General features: G+C 69.8%; 20 protein-coding genes. 10 read left to right on the top strand and 10 right to left on the bottom strand.

Annotated elements, in window-relative coordinates:
• Together B0I29_RS41015 and B0I29_RS41010 are read right to left on the bottom strand one after the other, a co-directional pair.
• On the bottom strand, positions 1–1758 hold the full coding sequence (locus B0I29_RS41015; RefSeq protein ID WP_111654584.1) for a thiamine pyrophosphate-binding protein: 1758 nt from the start codon (positions 1756–1758) through the stop codon (positions 1–3).
• Positions 1755–3245 carry an aldehyde dehydrogenase family protein gene (locus B0I29_RS41010; protein ID WP_111654583.1) on the bottom strand — a complete coding sequence of 497 codons (1491 nt, stop codon included), beginning with the start codon at positions 3243–3245 and terminating at the stop codon, positions 1755–1757. Before B0I29_RS41010 ends, B0I29_RS41015 begins: the two co-directional genes overlap by 4 nt.
• A gap of 190 nt (positions 3246–3435) precedes the next feature.
• On the opposite strand from B0I29_RS41010, the gene B0I29_RS41005 reads away from it, so the two are divergent.
• Positions 3436–4614, top strand: a complete 1179-nt coding sequence (locus B0I29_RS41005; protein WP_111654582.1) for a CaiB/BaiF CoA transferase family protein — start codon at positions 3436–3438, stop codon at positions 4612–4614.
• Positions 4611–5423, top strand: coding sequence for a citryl-CoA lyase (locus B0I29_RS41000; protein ID WP_111654581.1), 813 nt, complete (start codon positions 4611–4613; stop codon positions 5421–5423). The genes B0I29_RS41005 and B0I29_RS41000 overlap by 4 nt, the downstream gene beginning before the upstream one ends.
• 37 nt (positions 5424–5460) lie before the next feature.
• Here the strand turns inward: B0I29_RS41000 and B0I29_RS40995 are convergent, their stop codons facing one another.
• On the bottom strand, positions 5461–8241 hold the full coding sequence (locus B0I29_RS40995) for a TIM barrel protein (RefSeq protein WP_181558236.1): 2781 nt from the start codon (positions 8239–8241) through the stop codon (positions 5461–5463).
• Between the two features lie 219 nt (positions 8242–8460).
• Between B0I29_RS40995 and B0I29_RS40990 the strand changes: the two genes are divergently transcribed.
• Both B0I29_RS40990 and B0I29_RS40985 read left to right on the top strand, forming a co-directional pair.
• Complete coding sequence (locus B0I29_RS40990) at positions 8461–9141, top strand: TetR/AcrR family transcriptional regulator (protein ID WP_111654580.1); 681 nt, start codon at positions 8461–8463, stop codon at positions 9139–9141.
• A gap of 64 nt (positions 9142–9205) precedes the next feature.
• Complete coding sequence (locus tag B0I29_RS40985) at positions 9206–10831, top strand: methyl-accepting chemotaxis protein (protein ID WP_245973156.1); 1626 nt, start codon at positions 9206–9208, stop codon at positions 10829–10831.
• 54 nt (positions 10832–10885) lie between these two features.
• Here the strand turns inward: B0I29_RS40985 and B0I29_RS40980 are convergent, their stop codons facing one another.
• A complete protein-coding gene (locus tag B0I29_RS40980; RefSeq protein ID WP_181558235.1) occupies positions 10886–11386 on the bottom strand; it encodes a MarR family winged helix-turn-helix transcriptional regulator in 501 nt (166 codons plus the stop codon).
• Positions 11387–11510: 124 nt separating this feature from the next.
• Between B0I29_RS40980 and B0I29_RS40975 the strand changes: the two genes are divergently transcribed.
• The 4 genes from B0I29_RS40975 to B0I29_RS40960 are packed head-to-tail and all read left to right on the top strand — an operon-like array spanning position 11511 to position 16083.
• Positions 11511–12671: an acyl-CoA dehydrogenase family protein gene (locus B0I29_RS40975; protein ID WP_146617059.1), complete on the top strand. Its 1161-nt coding sequence runs from the start codon at positions 11511–11513 to the stop codon at positions 12669–12671.
• Positions 12672–12685: 14 nt separating this feature from the next.
• Positions 12686–13588: a haloalkane dehalogenase gene (locus B0I29_RS40970; RefSeq protein WP_111654577.1), complete on the top strand. Its 903-nt coding sequence runs from the start codon at positions 12686–12688 to the stop codon at positions 13586–13588.
• Positions 13585–14748, top strand: a complete 1164-nt coding sequence (locus B0I29_RS40965) for an acyl-CoA dehydrogenase family protein (RefSeq protein WP_111654576.1) — start codon at positions 13585–13587, stop codon at positions 14746–14748. The genes B0I29_RS40970 and B0I29_RS40965 overlap by 4 nt, the downstream gene beginning before the upstream one ends.
• A 9-nt stretch (positions 14749–14757) precedes the next feature.
• Positions 14758–16083 carry an LLM class flavin-dependent oxidoreductase gene (locus B0I29_RS40960; RefSeq protein ID WP_111654575.1) on the top strand — a complete coding sequence of 442 codons (1326 nt, stop codon included), beginning with the start codon at positions 14758–14760 and terminating at the stop codon, positions 16081–16083.
• Between the two features lie 35 nt (positions 16084–16118).
• On the opposite strand, the gene B0I29_RS40955 is transcribed toward B0I29_RS40960, so the two are convergent.
• Both B0I29_RS40955 and B0I29_RS40950 read right to left on the bottom strand, forming a co-directional pair.
• Positions 16119–17033 carry a pectate lyase family protein gene (locus tag B0I29_RS40955; protein ID WP_111654574.1) on the bottom strand — a complete coding sequence of 305 codons (915 nt, stop codon included), beginning with the start codon at positions 17031–17033 and terminating at the stop codon, positions 16119–16121.
• Complete coding sequence (locus tag B0I29_RS40950) at positions 17033–18625, bottom strand: pectate lyase family protein (protein WP_111654573.1); 1593 nt, start codon at positions 18623–18625, stop codon at positions 17033–17035. Before B0I29_RS40950 ends, B0I29_RS40955 begins: the two co-directional genes overlap by 1 nt.
• A 316-nt stretch (positions 18626–18941) precedes the next feature.
• Between B0I29_RS40950 and B0I29_RS40945 the strand changes: the two genes are divergently transcribed.
• Positions 18942–19595 (top strand): fasciclin domain-containing protein, encoded by a 654-nt coding sequence (locus tag B0I29_RS40945; RefSeq protein WP_111654572.1) that lies wholly within the window; start codon positions 18942–18944, stop codon positions 19593–19595.
• A 42-nt stretch (positions 19596–19637) separates the two neighbouring features.
• Here the strand turns inward: B0I29_RS40945 and B0I29_RS40940 are convergent, their stop codons facing one another.
• The 4 genes from B0I29_RS40940 to B0I29_RS40925 all read right to left on the bottom strand — a co-directional run bounded on the left by B0I29_RS40940 (position 19638) and on the right by B0I29_RS40925 (position 24846).
• On the bottom strand, positions 19638–20852 hold the full coding sequence (locus tag B0I29_RS40940) for a PP2C family protein-serine/threonine phosphatase (protein WP_111654571.1): 1215 nt from the start codon (positions 20850–20852) through the stop codon (positions 19638–19640).
• A 108-nt stretch (positions 20853–20960) separates the two neighbouring features.
• Entirely contained in the window at positions 20961–22109 is a 1149-nt protein-coding gene (locus B0I29_RS40935; RefSeq protein ID WP_111654570.1) for an epoxide hydrolase family protein, read from the bottom strand.
• A gap of 194 nt (positions 22110–22303) precedes the next feature.
• Entirely contained in the window at positions 22304–22636 is a 333-nt protein-coding gene (locus B0I29_RS40930) for a hypothetical protein (protein WP_111654569.1), read from the bottom strand.
• The gene (locus tag B0I29_RS40925) at positions 22633–24846 is read right to left on the bottom strand and encodes a DNRLRE domain-containing protein (RefSeq protein WP_146617058.1); all 2214 of its coding nucleotides are present in this window, start codon (positions 24844–24846) and stop codon (positions 22633–22635) included. Before B0I29_RS40925 ends, B0I29_RS40930 begins: the two co-directional genes overlap by 4 nt.
• Before the next feature lie 287 nt (positions 24847–25133).
• On the opposite strand from B0I29_RS40925, the gene B0I29_RS40920 reads away from it, so the two are divergent.
• The gene (locus tag B0I29_RS40920) at positions 25134–25493 is read left to right on the top strand and encodes a hypothetical protein (RefSeq protein WP_146617057.1); all 360 of its coding nucleotides are present in this window, start codon (positions 25134–25136) and stop codon (positions 25491–25493) included.
• The last annotated feature ends 125 nt before the right edge of the window (positions 25494–25618 follow it).

Below are 25618 nucleotides of genomic sequence, written 5' to 3'. Positions count from 1 at the left end.
TCACTCGAAGATGCCCTGGTAGATGTCCTTGATGTTCCAGTGCCCCGGCGTCGGCACCGGTTCGTTGACCATCGGTACGTCGATGACCGCCGGCCGGCGGGCGGCGAGGGCCGCACGTAACGCGTCGCCGAAGTCCCCTGCACTGGTCAGGGAGTAGCCGTCGGCGCCGCACGCACGCCCGAGCGCCGCGAAGTCCGGGCTGTACGGCTTGCCGTCCGGACCGGTGAAGTCGCAGCCGAAGCTCTGTCCGAAGTTGGCGGCCTGCAGGTCGCTGATGGTGCCGTGGGAACCGTTGTTCATCACGACGAAGATGACCGGGGCGCCTTGTTCGACGGCCATCGGCAGGGCCGGGAGCTGGGCGCTCATCCCACCGTCACCGATCAGGGCGACCACGGTACGGCCGGGTCGGGCGATCTGGACACCGACCGCCGCCGCCGGTCCGAAGCCCATCGTCGAGGCACCACCCGGCGTGATGAACCGCCCCTCGTCCGGCAGTTCGTAGCACTGGGCGACCCCGTTCTTGTTCCAGCCCACGTCGGTGACCAGGACCGCGTCGGCGGGCAGGATCGCCCGCAGATCGGTGAGGATGCGTTCCGGGCGCAGCGGGAAGTTGTCGCTGGTGCCGCGTTCGCGGCTGTCCGTGAACAGGGTGCGGCGGGTCGCGGTGATGGTCTCGCGCAACTGCGCCTGGCGCCGGGATTGCGGGTGGCGGGCGCGGACGGCGGTGTCGATCGCCTGGACCGCGTGGGTGACGTCGGCGACCGCGCCGATGTCGACCGGGTAGTTGCGGCCGATCTCGGCGGGGTCGATGTCGATCTGGATCAGCTTGCCGGGCGGGAACTTCCAGGTGTAGCGGGAGTCCCAGGAGCTGGCGTCGGTCTCCGCGAAGCGCGTGGCCAGGGCGAGGACGACGTCGGCGTCGCGGGTGTATTCGTTGGTGATCTCCAGGCCCCAGAAGCCCGGCATGCCGAGCAGCAACGGGTGGCTGTCGGGCAGGGTCCCCTTGGCCATCAGCGAGTGCACCACCGGGATGTCGAGATGCTCGATCAGGGAGCGCAACGCGTCGAGGCCGGGCCCGCGGCGCAGTCCGCCGCCGAGGTAGACGAGGGGTTTTCCGGCGGCGAGCAGCGTGTCGGCGATGCGGTCCGCGACGTCGGCGGGCAGGCCCGGGCGTTGCGGTACGGCCAGTGGGTGGGCGCTGCCGGTCCCGGCCGGCACGGGACGGGAGAAGTGGTCCATCGGCACGCTGAGCAGCACCGCGCCCGGCCGTCCGGACGCCGCGGTCCAGAAGGCGCGTTCGGTGAACCGGGCCAGGTCGGCGGCGCGGTGGACCTGCCAGGCGCGTTTGACGAAGGGCCGGTAGATGGCGGTCTGGTCGGCGTCGGCGTGCAGGTTCACCTCCTGGTGCGGATGCCGGCCGTGGTAGTAGGACGGGATGTCGCCGGCGATCGCCACCAGCGGGACCGAGTCGAGCGCTGCGGTGAGGACCCCGGTGACGCCGTTGGTCAGGCCGGGACCGACATGCATGAGCACCACGCCGGTGCGGCCGCTGGCCCGGGCGTACCCGTCGGCGGCGTGCGCGGCGGCCTGCTCGTGGCGTGCGATGACGAACCGGATGCTGCTGCGCCCGATCGCGTCCAGCAGGGCGATGTTGGTGTGCCCGCAGGTGCCGAAGATGTATTCGACGCCGTACGCCTCGAGCTGGTTGACCATCGCCTCGGCGGCGGTCACCGTCTTCTCATCCGATGCGAGGGTCATCGGGCGTCCTCCTGGTCGCCGAAGAGGGAGATGCCGCGCAGCATCAAGGTCTTGACGACGGTGTAATCGTCGATCATCCAGCGCGGGGACTCGCGGCCGAACCCGGAGTCCTTGACCCCGCCGAACGGGACGTGGTCGAGCCGGTAGTTCGAGGAGCCGTTCACGATGAGCCCGCCCACCTCGAGTTCACGCCACGCGGTGACGATGCGCCGCACGTCGTGGGTGAACAGTCCGGCCTGCAGGCCGTAGCGGCTGTCGTTACAGGTGGCCAGCACCTCGTCGAAGTCGTCGAACGGCCGGACCGCGACGGCGGCGCCGAACACCTCGTCGCGGATCAGGCGGGCGTCCGGTGGCGGGGACGCGACGACTGTCGGGATCACGGTGGCGCCGTCGCGGCGGCCACCGGTCGTGATGGTCGCGCCCGCGGCGACCGCCTCGTGCGCCCAGGAGACGACGCGTTCGGCAGCGTCGTCGTCGACCATCGAGCCGACGTCCGTGGCGGTGTCGAGGGGGTCCCCGATCGTGAGCTTCTCGACCGCGAGGGTGAACGCGTCGAGGAACTCCTGGTATCGGCTCCGGTGGACATAGACGCGCTGCACGGAGATGCAGCTCTGCCCGGAGTTGCTGTACCCGGTGGCAGCGCAGATGCGGGCGGCCGCCGTGATGTCGGCGTCCTCGCAGACGATCGTCGCGGCGTTGCCGCCGAGCTCCATGACCAGGCGTTTGGCTCCGGCCGATCGAGCCACCGCGGCACCCGTCCCGGGGCTGCCGGTGAAGCTGATGACGCCGACCTCGGGCGCGGAACTCAGTGCCGCACCGACCGGACCGCCGCCGTGCAGCACCTGGACCGCCTCGGGCGGCATGCCGGAGTCGAGCAGCAGTCGCACCACCGCCACGGACGACGCCGGGGCTTGCGGCGGCGGTTTCACGATCGTCGTGTTGCCGGCCGCGAACGAGGCGGCCAGCTTGTGGGCGAGCAGGTTGGCCGGCGCGTTGAACGGGGTGATCGCGAGAGCGACACCGACCGGTGCGCGGTGGGTCAGCGCGGTGTTGCCCACTCCGCGGGCCCAGCCTGCCACCGGCAGGACCTCCCCGCCGATGCGGCGGGCCTCGGCGGCGGAGACCGCGAAGGTGTCGGCGACCCGATCGATCTCGCCGCGGCCGTCCTTGACGGGTTTGCCGAGCTCCAGCGCGAGCAGCCGGGCCAATTCGTCGCGCCGGGCGAGGGCTTCGGTGGCGGCGCGTTCCAGCACGTCGGCCCGCGCCGCGGGTGACATCCGGGCGATCGCCTTGGCGCTACGACGCGCATAACCGAGGGAAACCTCGACGTCGTGGTCGGTGGCCTGCCGGGCGGTGCTGACGACGGCGCGGGTCCAAGGCCCGACGCGGTCGGCCCCTTCTCCGTCGCTCACCCACTCGCCGGCGATCAGGCATCCGACCGTGGTCGGCGCGTCCTCCGGGACGGCATGGCCAGGGCTGTCAGTCATCGCCACTCCTTCGCGCGAACCGCTTGGCAGTCCATATGGACCACTCTGTGGACTAGGTGTAACGTACGGGCCGCGGAGTCCTCTGGCAATGGGTGGTCCGCGGTTGTTCCGGGGAAGTGAAAGCCGCACTGATCCGCCGCCTGACCGCCATGCCGGGCTCTCGCCCGATGACGACCGAGGGGCACGTCTTATGGATGAGGATCGACCGCTGCACGGCGTCCGGGTGCTGGACCTGACCAATGTTCTGGCCGGCCCGTACTGCAGCTACCACCTGATGCTTCTCGGCGCGGAGGTCGTCAAGATAGAGCGGCCCGGCGACGGCGATCTCGCCCGCAGGCTGGGTCCGGAACCGGGATTGAACTCCGCGGCGATCGGCGCCTCCTTCCTCGCACAGAACGCGGGAAAGAAATCCGTCGAACTCGACCTCAAGGACCCCACCGACCGCGCGACCTTCGAGACACTGCTCAGCGGCGCCGACGTCCTGCTGGAGAACTTCCGGGCCGGTGTCCTGAGCCGGATCGGATACAGCTGGGAAGTGCTGCACCGGATCAACCCGCGCCTGGTGTACTGCGCGATCTCCGGGTTCGGGCAGACCGGGCCGATGCGCGAGGCGCCCGCGTACGACCAGATCATCCAGGGCCTGTCCGGGATGATGAGCGTCACCGGCACACCGGAGACCGCCCCGCTACGGGTCGGTTTCCCGGTCTCCGACACCATCGGTGGGCTGGTCGCCGCCATGACGATCGCCGCGGCGCTGACCGGACGAGAGAGGACCGGTAAAGGTGTGCGCCTGGACGTCTCCATGCTGGAGACGTCCCTGTCCGCGATGGGCTGGGCCGCGTCGAACTTCCTCGTCAGCGGCGTCCCCCCGGAACCGATGGGCGACCAGAACGCCACCGCCGCACCCTCCGGCACCTTCCACGCCGCGGACGGACCGCTCAACATCGCCGCCAACAGGCAGGAACAGTTCGCCACCCTCTGCCGGATCATCGAGCGCCCGGACCTGCTCACCGACGAGCGGTTCGCCGACCGTGAGGCCCGCAAACAACACCGGGCCGCGCTCAACGACGAGATCAACACGGCGCTGCGCGGCCGCCCGGCCATCGAGTGGGAACGCGCCCTGTCGACGGCCGGTGTGCCCGCGGCCCGCATCCTCACCGTCCCGCAGGCTCTGGAGCTCGACCAGCTGACGGCCCGCGGCTTCTTCACCGACCTGGACTTCCCGGGCGACCCTGAGCGGAGGTTGCGGGTCACCGGCAACGGGGTGCTGGTCAACGGTGAGGCCCTGCGCCCGCAGGCGCCGCCACCACTGCTCGGTGAGCACAACGGCGAATTCAAGACCACCACGGACGAGGTGATCGCACCATGAACCAGGACCGGCCCGAACCGACCGTCCGGGACGTGTCCGACTGGTGGTCGACAAGCGTCTCCCGGATCGAGCCCAACCGCATCGAACTGCGCGGACACCCCGTCCAGGACCTGATCGGCTCGATCAGCTTCGCCGGGATCATCTGGCTCATGCTCCGCGGCGAGACCGCCACACCGGGCCAGGAGCGGCTGCTGGAGGCAGCCCTGGTCTCCTCGGTGGACCACGGGCCGCACGCGCCGTCCATCGCCGTGGCCCGGATGGCGGCGACCTGCGGCATCGGCCTCAACAACGCCGTGGCGACCGGCGTCAACCTGCTGGGCGACGTGCACGGAGGCGCCGGCGAACAATGCATGGCCCTGCTGGGCGACGTGCGACGGCTGCACCAGGAGGGCACCGACCTCGCCATCGCGGCGGAGACGACAGTCGCCGCCTGGCGGGCCCGCTCGAAATACCTGCCAGGCTTCGGGCACCGGTTCCACTCCGTCGACCCTCGCCGGGATCCGCTGCTCGGCCAGGTGGAACACGCCGTCGCGGGCGGCGTCGTCGACGGTTCCTACCTGCACGCCGCCCACGCGATCGAACGGGTTCTCGCCGACGGCCGCGCCCGGCCGGTGCCGATCAACATCGACGGCTGCACCGCCGTCGTCTACGCCGAACTGGGATTCCCGCCGCCGCTGGCCCGGGGACTGTTCGTCCTGAGCCGCAGCGTCGGCATCCTCGCCCACGCCTGGGAGGAGACCGGCCAGGGCCGCCGCAACAAGGGCCCGATGCCGCCGTGGATTCTGCCGACCTTCACCGACGGCGTCTGACGGGGTCCGCCCGGGCGGCGCATCTCGGCCGGCCCGGTCATGCCGCATCGGCCGGCTTCCTGCTCGCCGGCACACCGTCGAGGCGGCGGCGCGCGGCGGCGACCGCCAGGCGGGCGTGCTCCTTGGCCCCGATCTGCGCCACCAGCTGCGCGCGCGGGATCTCCAGGGCGTACGGGATACCGGACGGCAGGGCTGCCAGAATCCCGTCGAGGTCGATGCCCCCGTCCCCCGGATAGAGCCGTTCGAACCGGGCGGTGTGGATGAGCTCCTCCCTGGTGGGCGGCGTTCCCGGCGGCGCGTCGCAGACGTGAGCGAAATGGAACCACTCGGCCGGCAACTCCCGCAGGTCAGCCACGCTGGAGCCGGACCGGGCGAAATGCAGCAGGTCGATCAGGATGCCCGCGTTCGGTTGCTCGGCCGCCCGCAGGACCCGGATCGCTTCGGTGAGATCCGGCGTCTCGGTCCACGACGGGAACTCCAGATCCACGGTGAGCCCGAGCGGGTGGGCCATCTGGCACAGCTGGGCGTACCGATCGATCTTGCGGTTGCGGTCCGGATCGGGCAGCTGGGCGATGACGTGACGCGCGCCGAGTTCCGCTCCGGCCTCCAGGACCCGCTGGAAATCGCGCGGGTCCTCGTCGGGGCCGATCCTGGCCAGTTCGATGTCGAGCACCTCGACCCCGGTGGCCGCCAGGCGCACCTTCGTCGTGCGCATCAGCGCGGGATCGGTGGCCAGCGGATAGTGCGGTTCGATCGGCGTCACCCGGGTCAGGCGCAGGCCGACGTACCGGTATCCCCCGTCCGCGGCGGCCTCGACCAGCTCCGGTGGCGACAGGCTCAACGCCGTCAGGTGGGCCAGTGAATAGTCGTGCTCACGACCGTACCCTCGCTGTGGGGTGTCTCTGAGTCGCCGCAGGCGACGCTGGCGGTGCGCGGCCATCCGCACCGGTGCGCTGCTCGCAGCGCCGTAACCGGCGTAGTCGCCGATGCGCTGCACCACCTCGAAGAAGAGCCGCGAGCCCAGCATCTCGGTGTAGAAGTGCAGGTATTCCCCGTTCTCGTCGCTGTCGTGGAGGATCGAGTGCTCGCGCAGCGTGGCGAGCAACGCGGGCTGCGGGGCGAGCCGGGCGTCGAGGTCGTCGTAATAGTTCTGCGGGATGCGCAGCACCGGCGCGCCCAGTTCGCGCATGGCCCTGGCCGCGGCGATCACGTCGTCGCTGGCGAAGGCGATGTGCTGCGGGCTCGGTACGACCGGCGCCCAGGAGCCGCGTCGCAGCGGCGCCGTGTTGAGCGTGATCCGGACCCGATGGTCGGTGTCGGTGGCCGACCGGCTACGCAGCAGGCCGAAGGGTGCGACGAGCTCCGTCGTCTGGCCGGCCTGCAGGCCCAGAACCGTACGGTAGAAGAGCGCGACCTGGTCGAAGTCGTCGATCGGCTCGGTGAGGGCGATGTGGTCGGTTCCGGTCACCAGACCGTCGGTGCGGGTCTGGGCGCCGGTGGGCTCGAAGTCGGCGAGCCAGCTGCTGCCGTCCGCGCCGGGGCGGCAGAAGAAAACCGCCATCCCGTCCGGCGCAGCCACCGAGCTCAGGTCCGCTTCGCCCGGCCGGCGCACCCGCGGCAGCACCGGAGCGAGGAGCCGGTCGGCGCGTTGGGCAGAGCTTGCGGGGTCGCTGCTCTCCACCCCGAGAGCGCAGATCGCCGCGGTGCCGGGCGGGACCGTCCGCTGCGACGCGAAGTTGAGCAGGATCCGGGCATCGCCCTGCTGCCACAACTGCACCGGCTTCGAGCGGTGCAGCCCGATCTGGGCGAAGCCGAGAGCGGTCAGGGTCCTGGCGACGGTCGAACCGGACCCCTCGTCGACCGCCAGCTCGGTGAACATGTGACCGCCCAGACGCGGCACCGCCGGCAGGCCGGGTGATCGCAGCCGCCGGCGCGCCGCGGGTGGGCCGCCGAGGCTCACCGACTCCTGCAAGGCCAGCAGCGAACGCATCCCGTCGATGGCGGCATGCCGGGGATCAGCCTGGCGGTAGACGTCGTTGAACACTTCGAGCGAGAACGGACCGTCATAGCCGGTGGCCAGCACCTGACCCACGAACCCGGTCAGGTCGAACGAACCCAGGCCGGGGAAGAGCCGGTGGTGCCGGCTCCGCTCCCCCACGTCCATCGTCGATCGGGGTGCGTCGGCCAGCTGCAGGTGGAACACCTTCGAGCCGGGCACCACCCGGATTCCCGCCGTGTCCTCGCCGCGGGACAGGACATGGAAGCTGTCCAGGCACAGGCCGAGAGCGGGGTGGTCGGCGCGCCGCACGATCCGCCACGCGTGGGCGTAGGTGTTCACGAACCGGCCCCAGGCCAGTGGCTCGTACGCGATCCGCAGCCCTCTGGCCGCCGCACGCTCGGCCAGCTCCCGTAGCTGGTCGGCGGCCAGTTCGTCGTCGTCGACGGCGTCGGCGGACTCGGACGACGCGACCAGCAGAGTGCCGGCGCCGAGTTCCTCCACGACGGCGAGCTTGTGTTCCGCACGGCGCATGTTGGCCCGGAAGGTATCGGGGGCGACCGCCTCGAAATCGCGGAACGGCTGGTAGAGGTCGATGGCCAGGCCCCGGCGCGCGCATTCCTGCCGGACTCTCGCCGGTGACCAGGCCGACGCGACAAGGTCGCTCTCGAAGATCTCGATCCCATCGAAACCGGCTGCGGCGGCGGCCGCGAGTTTGTCCTCCAGGGCCCCGGACAGACAGGCGGTGGCGATCGTCAGGCGTGGGCCGGTGGACGGGGCGGCGGGCGGGCTCTGAGCAGCATCATGATCGGCGATGAGCATGGTGCACTGCCTTCCTCGATAGCTGTGCCCGGCTTCAGGGACGAGCTCAGCGATGCGCCGATGGGACGACGGAAGGTATTCGTTGCCAGGGGCTGTGTAACAACCATTGATACTGACAACAATGTATGTACTAGTTAGTTAGTTATACGCTCCGAGTGGCGGAGGAGGAAGGCCCGCGAACCCGCGACTAAGGTGGATCTTCGATCGAAGGAGGGCCATGTGGCGACCCAGACGCCGGAATCGCCGGCGGCGGCACCCGCCGCTCGCGACCCGGAGCGGACACGATCCGAGATTCTGGCTGTCGCGACACGCGAGTTCGCCGACAAGGGCTTCGCCGGCGCCCGCGTCGACGAGATCGCGGCGAAGACCCGCACCACCAAGCGGATGATCTACTACTACTTCGGCGGCAAGGAGAACCTGTACATCGCGGTCCTCGAGCTGGCGTACACCGGGATCCGCGCCCTGGAACGACAGGTCGACGTGGAACATCTCGACCCGGCTGAGGCGATCCGGCGGCTCACCGCTCTCACCTTCGACCACCACGAGTCGCACCCGGACTTCATCCGGCTGGTCAGCATCGAGAACATTCACTACGCCCGGCACATCGTCCGGTCCGAGATCCTGGCCGGCCTCGCCAATCCCGCGCTGGACACGCTGACCCGGATCCTCGACCGCGGTCGCGCGGCCGGCCAGTTCCGCCGCGACGCCGACCCGATCGACGTGCACATGATGATCAGCGCGTTCTGCGTCTTCCGGACCGCCAATCGGTACACGTTCAACGCGATCTTCAAGCGGGACATGCTCGACCCCGCCCGCCGGGACCATTACCAGGCCATGATCGGTGACCTCGTGCTGGAGTATCTGACCGCCTCCGACGGACGGCCGGCGCCGACGGCCTGAGCTTCCAGCGGCCGGATCGCCGGGTTCGGTCACCGCGCTGCCGCCGATGATATTTGCTGGCAGGGTGACGTTCGATGCCGGAGCCGGGATGTCCGGCCCTCGCCGCTGGTGGGCGAACCTGTCGGTGCTGGGCAAGGTGCTGTGCGCGGTGATCCTCGCGGCCGGCGCCGCGGTGGCAGCGGGCGCCGTCGGGATGCTCGAGTTGCGGGCCGTCGACGAGAGCGGCGGCGGCATCTACGAACGCAACCTGCTGCCGATCGACACCCTCGGGAAGGTCGACGGCGACGTCAACGAGATCCGGGCGACCGTCCTGCGGCATGTCGTCTCCAGCGACGCGGCGGAGGAGGACGAGCGGGAACAGGAGATCACCGGCTTCCGGGACGAGCTCGGCGAGCGATGGGCCGAGTACACGGCCGACACGGGCTCGGCGCAGGAGGAGGATGCCCGGTCGCGGTTCCGTACCGCGCTCGACGCGATGTTCACCGTGATGGACGACGAACTGCTGCCGCTGAGCCGGGCGAACGACACGGCCCGGGCCGCAGCGGTGGAGTCCGAGCGGTTCGACCCCGCCTTCGACCAGGTCGGCGAGGTGCTGAACGAACTCAGCGAGATCGAGACGGCCCAGGCCACGGCCAGCGCCACCGAGGCAGAGGCGACCTATCGCGACGGCCGTAACACCCTGATGGTCATCCTGGTCTTCGCCGTGCTGGCCGTCGGTGTCGGCGCTTTGGTGGCGCGCTCGGTCAGCAGACCTCTCGTACACGTCGTGGGGGTTCTGCGCCGCGTCGAGGACGGCGATCTCACCGTGACGGCGGATGTGCGTTCCCGTGACGAAACCGGTCAGATCGGCGCCGCGCTGAACGCCACGACGGCCCGGCTGCGCGAGATCATCGGCGGGCGGATGGCGCAGACCGCGGTCAGCCTCGCCGCCGCGGCCGAGCAGTTGTCGGCGGTCAGCGCCCAGTTGCAGTCCAGCGCCGGCGACGTCGCGGACCGTGCCGGCACGGCGACCCGGGCGACCCAGGACGTGAACACCGGTGTTCAGGCCATCGCGGCCGGAGCCGAGCAGATGAGCGTCTCGATCACCGAGATCGCGGCGAACGCCGGCTTCGCCGCGCAGGTGGCGCAGAAGGCGATGGCCGTCGCGCAGCGCACCAGCGGGCAGGTCGCCGACCTCGGTGTCGCCAGCGCCGAGATCGGCGAGGTGGTCGAGCTGATCACCACGATCGCCGAGCAGACGAATCTGCTGGCACTCAACGCCACCATCGAAGCGGCCCGCGCCGGTGAACTGGGTAAAGGCTTCGCCGTCGTCGCCGGCGAGGTCAAGGAGCTGTCGCAGCAGACCGCGCAGGCCACCGAGCAGATCACCAGCCGCATCGACGCGATCCAGCATTCGAGCGCGTCCGCCACGGCGTCGATCGAGGAGATCAGCACGGTCATCGTGCAGATCAGCGACTACACCACGACAATCGCGTCCGCCGTCGAGCAGCAGACCGCGACGACGGCCGAGATGAGCCGGTCGGTGACGGATGCGGCCGGTAACAGCAGCGATGTCGCGCGTACCGTGGCCGCCGTTGCCGACGTCGCGGCCGCCACCGCTGACGGCGCGGCGACCACGCAGCAGGCCGCGACCGATCTGAGCCGGCTTGCCGGCGACCTCACCTCGATCGTCGGCAGTTTCCGGCACTGAACCACGGATCACCCGGGTCCCCCGCACGCATGAGCGGTGGCACCACCGTGAGCCTCAGCTCTGGCGCAGGTGACGTCCCGCGAAGTCGTCGTCCTGGGTGAGCTCCACGGCGAGGGTCTGGGTGAGCCGGTCGATGGTGGCCGCGAGGGTGCTCAGTTCCTGCGGTGACCAGTCGCGGAAGGTCTGACGCAGGGTCTCGACGCGGGCCTGGCGCACGGCCTCCACCCGGGTACGTCCGGCGTCGGTGATGGTGATGTGCACGGTGCGGTGCTCGTCGGGGTGGCGGTCGCGGCGCACCAGCCCGGCGTCGGCGAGCGGGGCGACGCGGCGGGTGGCGGTGGACGGCGTGATGTCGAGCTGTTCGGCGATCTCGCCCATGGTGAGCGGGGTGCCGCCGGCCAGGCGGGACAGCAGCAGGAAGGCCGTGCGGTCGAGCATCGGCCCGCCGCCGGCCTCGCCACGGTGGAAGCGGTGGAACTCGCCGAGCCGGATGAGCCAGGCGATGGACTCCTGGATGCGGGCGAGCTCGGAGTCGGCCGACGGCGAGGTTCCCATGCCGCTCATCGTGCCCGATCGAGGGGGCCTACCGGAAATCCAACCCATCTAACCTATTGAACTTGTAGGAAATGCTGGTAGCTTTCATTTGCACATTGCAAATGACCGCATGGAAGGACGTGACGTGACTCAGCAGACCGATCTGGCTGACGTGCTGAGCGATCTGGAGGCAGGCTCCGCCGAGCGTGAGTCCGCGGCCGGGCGGCCGCACGACGTGGTCGACCGCCTGCGCGGCACCGGCTTCCTGACGCTGCGGGTGCCGCGCGATCACGGTGGGGCGGACGCGAGCCTGCGGCAGGTCTTCGAGGCGCTGATCGACGTGGCCCGAGCCGACTCCAACGTGGCCCAGGCCCTGCGGGCGCACTTCGCCTACGTCGAGGGACTGCGGTTCTCCCCGGGCGGATTCGAGGCCGTCACCGGCGGCAGCGTCATCGGCAACGCGATCACCGAGCCCAGCGGCGCGGCCGCGGGTGACTTCGCCGGACTGTCGACCGTTTTCGTCCAGGGTCCGGACGGGTGGACGATCACCGGCACCAAGTTCTATTCGACCGGCACCCTGTACGCCGACCGGGTCTGGGTGTGGGGCGTCACGGACGCAGGCGTCCCGGCCAGCGCGCTGATCCCGCTCGACCGTCCCGGCATCACGGTCGTCGACGACTGGGACGGCTTCGGCCAGCGCGCCAGCGGCAGCGGCACCACCCACTTCGAGAACACCCCGGCCACCCTGGACGAGGTCGTCGTCGCCGGGTCCGAGCCACCACCGCGCCTGGCGATCGGCGCGTTCCTGCAGCTCTGGCTCACCGCGGTGATCGTGGGCAACCTCGAGGCGGCGAGCAACGACGCGCAGGCCCTGCTGCGCGGACGCAGCCGGGGCATCACCCACGGCACCACCGAGCTGCCGCGCCACGACCCGGTCCTGCTGCAGCAGGCCGGCGACATCGCGAGCAAGGCGTACGCGGCCCGAGCGATCGTGCTCGACGCGGCGTCGCTGCTCGACGACGTCGACGCCCGGCTGCACGCCGGTGATCTCGACGGGGTCGCCGCGCAGGAGGCCGGTCGCCGGGTGGCCGAGGCCAAGATCTCGGTCGAGCGGCTGGCTCTCGACGCCGCGACCGAGCTGTTCGAGGTCGGCGGCGCCTCCGCCACCCGCGCGGGCGCCAACCTCGACCGGCACTGGCGCAACATCCGCACGCTCGCCTCGCACAACTCCACCCGGATCAAGGCGCGGGTCATCGGCGACCACGTGATCAACGGTTCCGACCTGCCCGACAACACCTACTTCTGAGCCAGGAGCACTTCGTGACCACCATCCCCGCAGCAGCTTTCGGCCCCGGCGCGAAAAACGTCGACGTCGCCGTCCTCGACTCGCACCTGCACCACGTCGAGCAGGGGTCGGGTTCGCCCATCGTCTTCCTGCACGGAAGCCCGACGAGCTCCTACCTGTACCGCCACGTCTTCCCGCTCCTCGAAGGCCACGGCCGCCTGCTGGCACCCGACCTGATCGGCTTCGGCGACTCCGGCCGCCCGGACATCGCCTACGAGCTGGCCGACCACGAGCGGTACCTCGACGCCTGGTTCGCAGCGCTCGACCTGCGCGACGTGACCCTCGTGCTGCAGGATTACGGCGCGGCCTTCGGCATCTCCTGGGCCGCCCGCCACCCCGAGCGGGTACGCGCGGTGCTGCTGGCCGAGCCGGTCATCCGCGACATCGAGTCATCGGCGCTGCCCGAGGCCTTCGTCGGTGCCCAGAAACTCATCCGGACGCCGGGCGACGGCGAGAAGTTCGTGGTCGAGGACAACGGCTTCCTCACCCAGGTCTTCCCGGGCGCCTTCCTGAAGCCGCTCGCGGCCGAGGACCTGGCCGTCTACCAGGCGCCGTTCCCGACGCCCGAGTCGCGTGCCCACCTCATCCGCTTCCCGCGCAACCTGCCGATCGACGGCGTACCCGCCTCGAGCGTCGAGTTCCTGGCACGCAACGAGGAGTGGCTGCGGACCTCGTCGGGCGTACCCAAGACGTTGTTGACCTATGAGCCCGGCTTCCTGCTCACGCCGGCCATCGAGGCCTGGATCCGGGAGAACGTCGCGGACATCGAGGTGCACGCCGGTGGCGCCGCCGTGCACTTCGTGCAGGAGGAGGAGCCGCAGAAGCTGGCCGACGCCGTGGTTTCGCTGCTCGCCCGTTCTCAGGCGAGCGGCCGATGACCTTCGACGCTCTGATCGCCCGCATCGCCGAGGGGGCGGCCTACCGCGACGCCGAGGGCATCGCACCCTTCGAGCAGATCGCCTGGATCAAGCAGGCCCGGCTCGGGGCGTACCGGGTGCCGGTCGCCGAGGGCGGCAGCGGCGCCGGCGTGCGCGACCTGTTCGACCTGGTGGTGCGCCTGAGCCACGCCGACTCCAACATCGGTCACCTGCTGAGAGCCCACTTCGGTACGGTCGAGGACATCCTGACCTGGCCCGCCTCCCCGCGCCGGGAACGCTGGATCGCGCGGGTGGCCGCCGGTGAGCTGTTCGGCAACGGCAACAACGAACTGGGCGCCAAACACGCCGGCGACTTCGGCAAGTCGACGACGTTCACACCGGACGGCGACGATTACGTCGTCGAGGGCACCAAGTACTACTCCACCGGCACCCTGTACGCCGACCACACCTTCGTCACCGGCGTCACCGACACCGGCATCCCGGTCCAGGCCCTGCTCACGCTCGGCGCCGAGGGCCTCACGGTCGAGGACGACTGGGACGGCTTCGGTCAGTCGCTCACCGCGACCGGGACCACCCGTTTTGCGAGGGTACGGGTATCGGCCGAGGACGTGACACTCCCGCCGGAGGATCTCAGCTCGATCCCGCGGTGGCACCTCGGGCCGTTCTACCAGCACTACCTGAACGCGGTGGTGGCCGGGAACGTGCGGTCGGTGCTGGACGACGCCATCGCCCTGATCCGCTCGCGCCGGCGCAGTTTCACGCACGGCTCGGCCGACCTGCCGAAGGACGACCCGGTGCTGCAGCAGGTCGTCGGCGAGATCTCGGCGCTGTCCTCGGCGGCCACCGCCGTCGTCCTGGAAACGGCCGACGTGCTGGCCCGCATCCCCGGCAGCCCGGTCCTCCTCAGGGACGAGGCGGTGCACGAGGCCGCGCTGCGGGCCTCACAGGCCCAGGTGGTCCTGCACGACCTCGGGCTGCTTGCCGCCACGGCGCTCTTCGAGGTCGGCGGGGCGTCGGCGGTCAAGCGCTCGGCCAACCTGGACCGGCACTGGCGCAACATCCGCACTGTCGTCTCGCACAATCCGGTGCGCTTCAAGAATCGCGCCATCGGTGACCTGCTGGTCAACGGCGCGACCCTGCCCGACAACACCTACTTCTGAGCGGAAGCCGTGACGCGCCAACTTCACCTGAACCTGTTCATCCTCGCCTCGGGCCACCACGAGGCCGCCTGGCGGCATCCCGGTTCCACGCCGGAGCGGATGTTCGACCCCGGGTTCTACACCGAACTGGCGCGCACGGCCGAGGCTGCCGCCTTCGACGCGGTCTTCCTCGCCGACATCCCCAAGCTCGACGACAACATCGAGTTCAACTCGGCGGGACGGCTCGATCCGCTCGTGACCCTGGCGATCATCGCCGGGGCCACGGAGCGGATCGGGCTGATCGGCACCGCGTCCACCACGTACTCCCATCCCTGGCAGCTGGCCCGATCCCTCGCGAGCCTCGACCACCTCTCCCGCGGCCGGGCCGGCTGGAACATCGTCACCACCGACTCCCCCGCCGCGGCCCGCAACTTCGGTCTCGACGGGAACCCGGACGCGGCGACCCGGTACGAACGCGCCGACGCGTACGTCGACGCCGTACTCAAGCTCTGGGACAGCTGGCAGGACGACGCGATCCGCCTTGACCGCGCGGCCGGCCGGTACCTCGATCCCTCGCGTATCCATCATCCGGGCGTGAACTCCCGGCACGTGCGCGTCCAGGGAGCACTCACCACACCGCGTCCGCCGCAGGGATACCCGGTGCTGGTCCAGGCCGGTTCGTCGAACCACGGCCGGGCCTTCGCCGCCAAGTACGCCGAGGCCATCTTCACCGCCCAGCAACACATCGACGACGCCCGGGCCTTCTACGCCGACATCAAAAGCCAGGCCGCCGGACGCGGCCGCAACCCCGGCCACATCAAGATCCTGCCCGGTCTGAGCCCCGTGATCGGCGGCACCGAGGAGGAGGCGCTGCGCCTGCAGGCCGAGCTGAACGAGCTGACCGTGCCCGCGTTCGGGCTCATCCAGCTCAAGGACTTCGCCTACGTCGACCTCGACCACCTCGACCTCGACGAGCGCGTACCCGAGGAGGCCTTCGCCGGCGCGGGCGACGTGACGGACAACCTCAAGAGCCGCACCCAGGTGTACGCCGACATCGTCCGCCGTGAGAAGCCCACCCTGCGCGAGCTCCTGCACAAACTCGCCGGAGCTCGCGGGCACAAGGTGCTGGCCGGCACCCCCGAGCAGGTCGCCGACCACATCCAGCACTGGTTCACCGGCGGCGCCGCCGACGGCTTCAACGTGATGCCGCCGTCGCTGCCGACCGGCATCAACGTGTTCGCCGAGACCGTCGTGCCGATCCTCCGCGCGCGGGGCCTGTTCCGCGAGGGCTACACCGGCACGACGTTCCGCGAGCACCTCGGCCTCCCGCGCCCGGAGAACCAGTACACGATCTAGGCACCGCCGGTGGTCTCGGCCCGGCGGGTGAAACCTCAGATCCGGCCGGCGCCGGCCCCGGACCGCACTGCCGCCGGCACCGAGGCCACCGGATCCAGGGTGTACGCGTAGTACTGCGACGGCTCGGCCACACTGCCGCCCGCCTCGCAGACGCCGGACCCGCTGAACTGGTTGCCGCGCTGCACCAGACGGCCCGGCCCGCTGTCGGCGTACCCGCTGGTGGAGAAGCAGGGGTACGGGACGTTCGTGAAGCTGTTCCCCTCCACCACCACACCGGCGTTCATGGTGGATGCCACCGCGTAGAGCTCGTTGCCCTCGAAGAGGTTGTTGTAGACGTGCACCGGCTCGCCGAAGCGCACCCGCGGGTGACGCTGCCGGGAACCGTCGAACCAGTTGTGGTGAATGCTGACCTTCAGATGGCCGATGTCGCTGGAGGCCGCGCCGTCGGAGTGGCCGATCAGCATGCTCTTGTCGGTGCCGGCGAAGTGGTTCCACGACACCGTGACGTAGTCGGCGCCCCGCACGATGTCGATCGACCCGTCGACCGGGCTGCGGAACGTGTTGTGGTCGATCCAGATGTGGTGCGACTGCTGGCCGACGTTCACCGCGTCGTCCTCGGCGCCGACGAAGGTCAGGTTCCGTACGATCACGTTGGACGAACGGTAGAAGTCGAACCCGCCGCCGGTGATCGTGGCGTTCGCGCCGGCCCCGACGATCGTCTTGTTCGGCCGGACCCCCTGTTTGCTGGTGATGGCGATGGTGCCGGAGACCTGGATGACCATCGCGCCGACGGTGTCGATCGCGTCGAGCAGCTCATCGGTGGTGTCGACGGTGACCGTGGGGCCACCTGCTCCCCCGGTGGTCCCGGTGGCGAATCCGTCCGCAGCGGAAGCCGCAGCCGGCGCGACGAGCACGGGCGCCATCAGCAGGGCGGCGAGCAATCCGTACATCAGAGCCTCCCCACGCCCGCGCCCGCGGTGACGATGGACTTCACCGCGTTCGGGTCGTCGAGGGTGTAGGAGTAGTACACCGACGGCTCCTGCACGGTTCCGCTGCAGTCCGGCGCTCCGGACTCCCCCACGAAGACGTTGTTGCGGGCCACGCAGCGTCCGGCCGGTCCGGCGTACGTATTGGTGACCGGCTCCTCGACGTTCTCGAAGTAGTTGCCCTCGACCATGCACCCGGCGGTGTTCTGGCAGGCCACGCCGGTGTCGGTGTTGTAGAAGTAGTAGTTGTTGTAGACGTGCACCGGCTCGCCGAACCGGACCCGCGGGTTGCGCTGCGGCGTCGCGTCGAACCAGTTGTGGTGATAACTGACCTTGAGCCGGCCGGTGTCCTGAGCGCCGTTGCCGTCGTCGTGACCGAGCAGCATGTTCTTGGTGTGGTGGTGGGTGTGGTTCCAGGACACCGTGACATAGGACGAGCCACGCTTCACGTCGATCAGCCCGTCATACCCCTGTGCCAGATCGTTGTGGTCGATCCAGATGTGGTGCGAGAACATCTGCACGTTTATCGAGTCGTCGCTGGCGCCACGGAACGACAGATTCTGGATGATCACGTTGTGCACCGCGTCGGCCGGCGGCGTGGTCACCGCCGACACCGGCAGGCCGATGTTGAAGCCGCCACCGCTGATCCCGGCGGTTGCGCCGACGCCGACGATCGACTTGTCGCTCGTCACGTCGTACATGCCGGCCGGCAGCGTGATGGTGCCGGCCACGCAGATGGTCAGCGGGCCTGCCGCCGCGATCGAGGAGAGCAGCTCAGCGGCCGTGTCGACCTGCACCACCGGGCCGCCGGCGCCACCGGTCGTGCCGTTCTGGCCCCACGCGTTGACCGCGGCGAAACCACTTGCCGCGCCGCTCACCGCACAGCCTCCGGGAGGCGGGGGCGAGCTGGGCGCGGGCGAACTCGGCGACGGCCCCGGCCCGGGTCCGTCGTTGGTCACCGTCACATCATCAAAAACCGCGCTTGCGTACGACGTGACGAGGCCGATCCGGCCACCGGCGAAACTGCTGTCCGTGGCCTGGGCGACCTGGGTTCCGTCGACATAGCCGGTCAGCGTGCTGCCCTGGGCGCGCAGGGCGAGCGTGCGCCACGTACCGGTGCCGCCGCCCACCACGGCGGTGGCGAGCACGGCCGCGGTGCCGCCGGAGACCCGCTGCAACTGGGCGGTGCCGCCGCCGGTCAGCACGAGGGTGTAGTACTGGCTGGTGGACTGGGCCCGCGCGGCCACCCCGGCGGTGCGGTCGGCAGCGCCGAAGGCGAGCGGTTTGACCCGCGCCTGCACGGTGTAATCGGTCCAGGAGGTGGCACCGGCCAGGGCCCGCGCGTTCGCGCTGGTGCTGGACTGGCGATACGCGGGGGTGCCGTCGGTGACGACCGACCAGGTGCCGCCGTTGCGGCTCCATCCGTCGGCGTTGCCGTCGTCGAACGTGTCGCCGAACAGCGCCTCGGCGCGTGCCGGAGCGCTGAGCACCGCGGTGAGCAGCACGGCCGGCGCGACCACCGCGAAACCGGCGGTGAACCATCGAACTCTTCTCATGTCGGGACCTCGGATCACGCAGAAGGGACCGGGAGGGGGAACGGGTGCGCGGCATCGCCACCGCGCTGCCCTGAGCGCGGCGGAAACAGTGATCAGGAAATGCGGCGGGAAATGCGCCCGCCGGGCTGTGTAACATCCGCGAAACCTTGGGCCGACCATAAAATCGCCCATCGGAGCTGGTCAATGTTTTTCGTTTGCAGAAATGTTGCAGTCACAACTCTCACGAATTGACTGCATCCATCCGAGGGGGCCCGAGCGAAGTACGAGTGGTGGCTGTCGGAGCCACCACCCGTACCGATCGGAAAGAGGCTCGAAGATGAGGTTCACCCGTCTCGGCAAGCAGGCCGCCGCGGTCGCCACCGCCGCGATCGTCGCCGCCGCGCTCAGCGCCGCCCCCGCGCAGGCCACCGGCAAGAAGCCGCTCAAGACCAAGTCTCTCGCCGCGGTCCTGACCGCGGACAAGAGCGGCTTCGACCACAACGGTCACGACTACGACATCCTGGCCGCCGCCGTGACTGCCGTGCTGAAGGCGAAGCCGGGCAGCAAGGTCGGCGTGCTCGCCGACGGCAAGGTCAAGCTCACCGCGTTCCTGCCCAACGACCGCGCCTTCCAGCTGCTCGTGAAGGACATCACCAAGACCAAGCGGCTGCCGGGCGAGAAGAAGGCGTTCACCGCCGTCGCCGGCCTGGGCATCGACACCGTCGAGTCCGTGCTGCTGTACCACGTCGTCCCGGGCGCCACGATCACCAAGAAAGCGGCCCTCAAGTCCGACAACGCGAAGCTGGCCACCGCGGCCGGATCCAAGATCAAGGTCGATGTGTACGGCCCGCGCTGGCACAAGCGCATCGCCCTGATCGACGCCGACCGTTCCGACCGTAACCCGCGGATCAACCGCTTCGACATCAACAAGGGCAACCGCCAGATCGGCCACGGCATCGACCGCGTCCTGCGCCCGATCAACCTCCCCTGATCCCGGTCCTCCCCGAGCACGGCCCGGGCGTGAGATCGCAGCTCACGCCCGGGCCGGCTGCGTTTCATCCTCGGCGGGTGCACCGTTCCATTGCAGGAGAAGGACGGTGGCGTCGTCCTGGAGGCAGTCGTCCTGGTGTTCGAGGATGGCGTGCACAAGCCGGCGGACCGTTTCCGGGGCGGGAAGCTGGTCGGCGAGGGCTCGCTGGGTGAAGTCGATGAGCCGCTCGACGCCGAACGGGTTGCCGTCGTAGTCACGGGCCTCGGTGATGCCGTCGGTGTAGAGCAGCACCTGATCGCCGGGTTCGAGGGCCTCCTCGATGATCACCGGTGGCCGCCGGTCACCGAGGGTGACCGGCAGGGCGGTGGGGGTGGGCAGAACAGTGACCAACCGGCCACGGCGCAGCACGATGCCGCCGGGATGGCCGGCGGAGATGACCCGCAGGACTCCGGTGTTCTGGTCGAGTTCGGCCATCACCGCGGTGATCATGCCGGTGCGATCGTGCTCCCGGACGGCATTGTCGAGGTGGTGGTAGGTGGCCGCCAGGTCCATGCCGGCGCGCCGGCCGTTGCGGTAGGCGGCGATGACGATCGAGGCGAGAATGACGGCGCGCATGCCACCCGCGGAGCCGTGCCCCACCGCGTCGAACAGGGCGAGGTGGGCGGTGTCGCCGTTCACCGCGTAATCGAAGGCGTCGCCACCGACGTCGTAGCAGGGTTCGAGGATGCCGGCGATCACGGTACGGCTGGTGGCGAAGGTCAGCGGGGGCAGCTGGGCGCGGAGCATCTCGGCTGCCAGTCGCATGGGTTCGCGGCGCCGCCGCCGCTCGATCGTGTCGCTGTAGAGATCGCAGGTGACGACGAGTTCCCCGAAAAGAGCGGCGATCGTGGCGCAGTCGGCGACGGCCTGCTCGGTCAGGGACCGGTCGGCGATGATCTGCAGAACGCCCATCCGCTCGCTGCCGTCGAGCAGCGGCACCCACAACACCTGCCCGGCGGCATCCGGCGGACCGGGGACAGGCATCAGGGTCCCGTACGCGCGGCCGGCAAGGGTGCCGTCGATCAGCATGGGCTTACTGGTCGGGGCCTGGTCGCCGGGCAACGGCAGCAGTTCGCGTTGCCGATGGTCGACGACGTAGATGACCATCGCGGTGACGCCGAGCAGGGGCGCCGCCTGCATGGCCATGCCGGCGAGATCTTCGGGACGGGCTCGATAGCCTTGGCGGATCAGTTGCCTGACCGCGTCGAGCGTACTCACCGTGACCTACTCTCCCCGGCCGGTCCGACACCGCCCAGCCCGCCGATTCAACCAGACCTCGGCTGAGCGGGAACCGGCCCGGTGCGGCCCGGCTCCCGCTGCTGATCATTACCGGCGAAGCGTCGTGAAGAACTGCGTCATCTCGGCGGCAAGCAGGTCCGGTTCCTCCAGCGGCATGAAGTGCCCGCCCTTTCCTGGTTCGCTCCAGTGCCGGATGTCGGTGCAGGCGCGTTCGGCGATCTCGCGGGGGAAATTGGCCTGGGAGGGTTCGGTGCTCACCGTGAACGCGGCGGGAACGGTGATGTCGGGTCGTGGGCTGTTGTGATGGAAGTCGAAGTACTGCCGGAACGACGAGCCGATGGCGCCACTGGTCCAGTACAGGGTGATGATCGTGAGCAGGGTGTCCCGGTCGAAACGGCTTTCTAGGTCCCCGTGGTTGTCACTCCAGTCCCGGTACTTGTCGACGAGCCAGGCGGCCAGCCCGGCCGGAGAGTCGTTCAATGCCGCGGCGATGGTGTCCGGCCGGGTCCCCATGATGGCGCTGTAACCGCCATCGGTCACGTCGTACGCCGCTTCGGCATCGAGAAACGCCTGCTCGGCGGGAGACAAGGGACGGGAGTCGAAGCTGGCCGGGAACGGTGGGTGGATCATGTGAATGCCGGCTACCTGCTCGGGGTACAGGGCGCCCAGCCACCCGGTGACCACGCCACCGACATCGCCACCGAAGGCGCCGTAACGTCGGTAGCCCAGGACGTCGGTCATCAACCGGTGCAGCGTCTGCGCCATCGAAGCCCGGGTGAGCGGGCCCTCCGGCAGCTCCGAGTACAGGAATCCCGGCAGCGAGGGAACCACCACGTCGAACGCGTCGGCGGGGTCGTTCCCGTACTTCGCGGGGTTGGTCAGGCGATCGACCAGCGGCAGCATCTCCACGAAGCTGCTGGGCCAGCCGTGGCTCAGAATCAGCGGCAGCCCGGCCGGTGCGCCGGCCGGACGCGTACCGGGCACGCGAAGGAAGTGCATGCGCCGCCCATCGACCGGGGCCTGGTAATGCGGCAATGCGTTGAGTTCGGCCTCGCGAGCCCGCCAGTCGAACCCGTCGACCCAGTACGACACCAGCTGCCGCAGGTAATCGGGGTCCGCGCCGGCCTGCCACGGCTGATCGCCGCTGCGGTCCGGGAAGCGAGTGCGGGCCAATCGGGCCCGCAGATCGTCGAGTACCTCGTCGGATACGTGGATACGGAACGGGGAGAAGGTCATGGTTCCTCCGGTTAGGAGGGCGCTCCCCGACGCGAGATCAGCGGACAGGGATGGCCGGGTGGAGCGCCCAGACGTGACATGGGGTGTTCACCGGGCTCACCTCCCCTCATCGCTGACATCGACCACTGTACAGACCATTCCCGGGTACGACGGTGGCCGCGCCGTTGCCGGGTGCGGCCACCGTCTCACCACCTCTACTGGACCACGCGGACGATCTCGCCGTCGTCGTCGACGACCGTGCGCATCCCCAGCGGTGCGTCCAGTTCGCCGACCGCCTCCCGCTCCACCGCGACGTCGTCCTGTGCGCCGCCGGCGGCCCGGTACAGCACCTTGACGCGTACCTGTTCGGCGTCCTGCGACAGGATCTCCAGCTCGCCCGCCGCATCGGCCGGGCGCTGCGCGTAGATCACGGTGATCTCGTTCGCGCCCGGGCCGGGCCGGAAGCCGACCAGGTCCGCCGACGTGCGGTAGATGCTGCAACCGGCCAGGGTGAGTGCCAGGACCAGGGCCGCCGCGGCGGTCCTCATGACGTCTTCAGCGTTCCCGGGAAGCCGTAGTAGGCGTCCCAGATGTCGGTGAAGTAGTTGGAGCAGGGATCGAACTCGCCACCGTACGAGTCACTGCCGCCGCCGTGGGTGCCGTTGAAGATGCCCTTGGCGGTGACGCTGCCGTCGGAGTTGACGGTGTAGACGGGCCCGCCGGAGTCGCCGGGGCCGGTGCACTTGCCGGTCTTGAGCCGGCTCATCACGACGTTGCGCTTCCACTTGCCGCTGGAGTAGACGTCGATGCTTGTCGCACCCACCGTCCAGCCGCAGATCTCACCGAAGTACGACCCGCCGACGCAGTACTGGTCGCCCTTCTGCGCCCGGCGGCTCCACATCGCCTTGACCCGGGCGGTCGCGGTCGTGCTCACCGGGCCCCGGAAGATCCGACCCTGAATGCCGGCGGACGCGTTGGCCAGCGCCATGTCACCTCGGTACACCTTCTGGTTGGGCAGGTAGACCGTACCGTTGGATCCGTAGTTCTCCCGGGATCCGCTCGGAATGCTGCCCATCGTCTGCTCGCGCCAGCTCAGCATCGTGCCGCCGTCGGGTGCGCAGTGTGCGGCCGTCAGCATGCCCGGCGCGGTCGACGTGATGTTCCAGGCGAACGCGGAGGAGCAGCCGTTGACCGTACCGTTTGGCCTCTTGATCTTGATCCGCGCGCCGCCGCGCCACAGCGGGACGTCGGCGAGCCGGCTCGCCTGGTCGACGGGCAGCTGGTTCTTCTCGTCGATCAGCACCACCCGGTCACCGAACCGCTGCTCCAGCGCCTGCGCGGCCGGGACCGTCACGTCGCTCATGGTGACCGCGATCCGCCCGCCGTCACGGTCCACCTCGGTCTTCCAGACGTCCGCGGCAACCAGCGCGGGGGTGCTCACCACGGCGGCCTGCACCTCGTCGCGCAGTTCATCGATCTCGGTACGGCTCAGCGTGACGTCGTTGATCGCCATGTCCACGCCGGCCACGTTGTCCTGGCCCTCGATCGCGGCCTCCTCGGCCTTGTTGGCGTCCGGGTCGGTGCTCGGCTGGGCCTGCAGGGTGCCGTCCGCCAGTGCCTGGGCCTTGTCGGCCGCCTCGTCGGTCACCACGTCGACGACGATGGCGTCACCGGTCACGTCCGGGTACCCGAACTCGTCCGGGTTGGCCTCCGCCAGCTGGTCGTAGGTACCGAGCGCGTCGCGCAACTCCTCCGGGACCGTCTCGTTGACGTCGTCGGCACCGATGATGTCCAGGCTGCTGTCGACGGTGAACTCACACCAGGTGGTCCAGGCGCCGGCGCTGCCGGCGGAGACGCCACGGGTACGCCAGCGGTAGGTCCCGCCGTTCGCCAGCTTGCCGGCCGGCACCTTCGCCGACACGAGCGTCCCGGACGCCTGGCTCGCGGAGGCCGCGGTGTGCAGGACCGTGCCGTTCAGAGCGGTCAGCTCGAAGTCGGCGCGCACCTGGGTCACGGCCGGGTCGTCGACCAGGATGTTCAGTGCCGGGGTGGTGGTGTCGACCACGGGCCGGTTCGCGCCGGTGACGCAGGACGAGCCCTCGTCGATGTGCGGTTCGGTGACCGCGACACCGGTGCTGTAGACGACCTCGATGTAGGGCACCTTCGCCGGGTCGGTGTACTTACGCGACCAGAACTGCTTGTAGGCGGTGTAGTCCGCCTCGTCGGTGGCGCGCAGGCCCATCGTCGGCTGGACCGCCTTCGCCGCGGCGGCGCGCCGCACGAAACTGGTGACGTCGGCGGTCACCGCGGTGTCGGCGCAGCTGGTCTCGGTGGAGACGGCCTCCAGCTCACGCCATGCGGGCTGCACGTCCCAGGAGGTGGCGGACGTGATCGGCCCGGTCGTCCAGACCTCCCACGGCGTCGGGTCGCAGGACGTCGAGTAAGGGTTGTGGAAGTGCGCGGTGGCCGACTCGATCCGCTTGTTCTGCACGGCGGAGGCGTCCCAGGTCAGGAACGAGCGGGCGGTGAAGCCCTCGTAGGCGCTGCCCAGGAAGACCGAGTCGGCGTCGGGCCAGCCGGTCGGATAGCCGGTGACGGCCGAGGTGTTGCCGATCGTGGTGAGGCGGACGGTCTGGGTGCCGGCCGCGGCGGCCGGCGTCGCGGTAGCGGAGACCACCGTGGCGGCGGTCGCGGCTATCGTCAGGCTGACGGCGGCGGCCAGTGAGCGAAAGATATTTCCCCGTGTGGATAGTGACACGCGACGATCCTGAAGGCCGTTGATCTTGGGGGAATCCGCTCATCGGCCGAGGCCTCCATCCACCGACCGGATCGATGTCCGCATGGGATGACAAGAGGTTGAACAGGCCCTGTACTGCACTTGATCAACTCCTTGCCGGCCGGCGTGAAGGCCCGGCCCGGCCGCGGCCGATTCCCGCGCTCCTGTCCTCCGTCGGCCGGTGGACCGGTCACCGCCACCGGCGCGGAAAGTTCAAACAACGCGACGGTTACGCTGGGTCATCAGCAAGCAGAGGAATGCAGATGCAAATGATCAATGTTCACGAATTTGCCCGCCGGCTCAGCACCCTGGGCGCCGCGGTTTTCACCAGTGACGACATCGTGGACCTGGCGACTGCCGTAGACGTGCGTATCAGCCCGGACCTGGCTATCGACGCGAATCTCGCGCAGCGGCTGCTTGACCACATCTCGCCGGCCCTGCCGGTCACCGGGGCGCAGATCGCCGCATCGGAGTGGCCGCCGCCGATCTCCACCCGTCCCGTGGCGCCGCCGATGCTGTTCTCCAACCCCGGCGCCGTCGACGGTCCGGCCGCTCAGCCGGGCCGGCCCCGCGGTTCCGGACCAGCGCGGACCGGGCGGCGACCGGACTCCCGGCGAACGGGCAGATGAATCGGGACAGACGCCGGACGCAGACCGGCCGGCGCGACCAGGAGACCACCTTCCGCCGCGGGGAAACCTCGAAGACCCGTCCGGGCCCGGCACCCGGCAACCTGGCTCACTGAAGCCACCACGGG

Source organism: Actinoplanes lutulentus, from assembly GCF_003259845.1.
In the GTDB taxonomy this organism is placed as follows: domain Bacteria; phylum Actinomycetota; class Actinomycetes; order Mycobacteriales; family Micromonosporaceae; genus Actinoplanes; species Actinoplanes lutulentus.
This window is presented reverse-complemented; position numbering and strand designations above follow the sequence as displayed.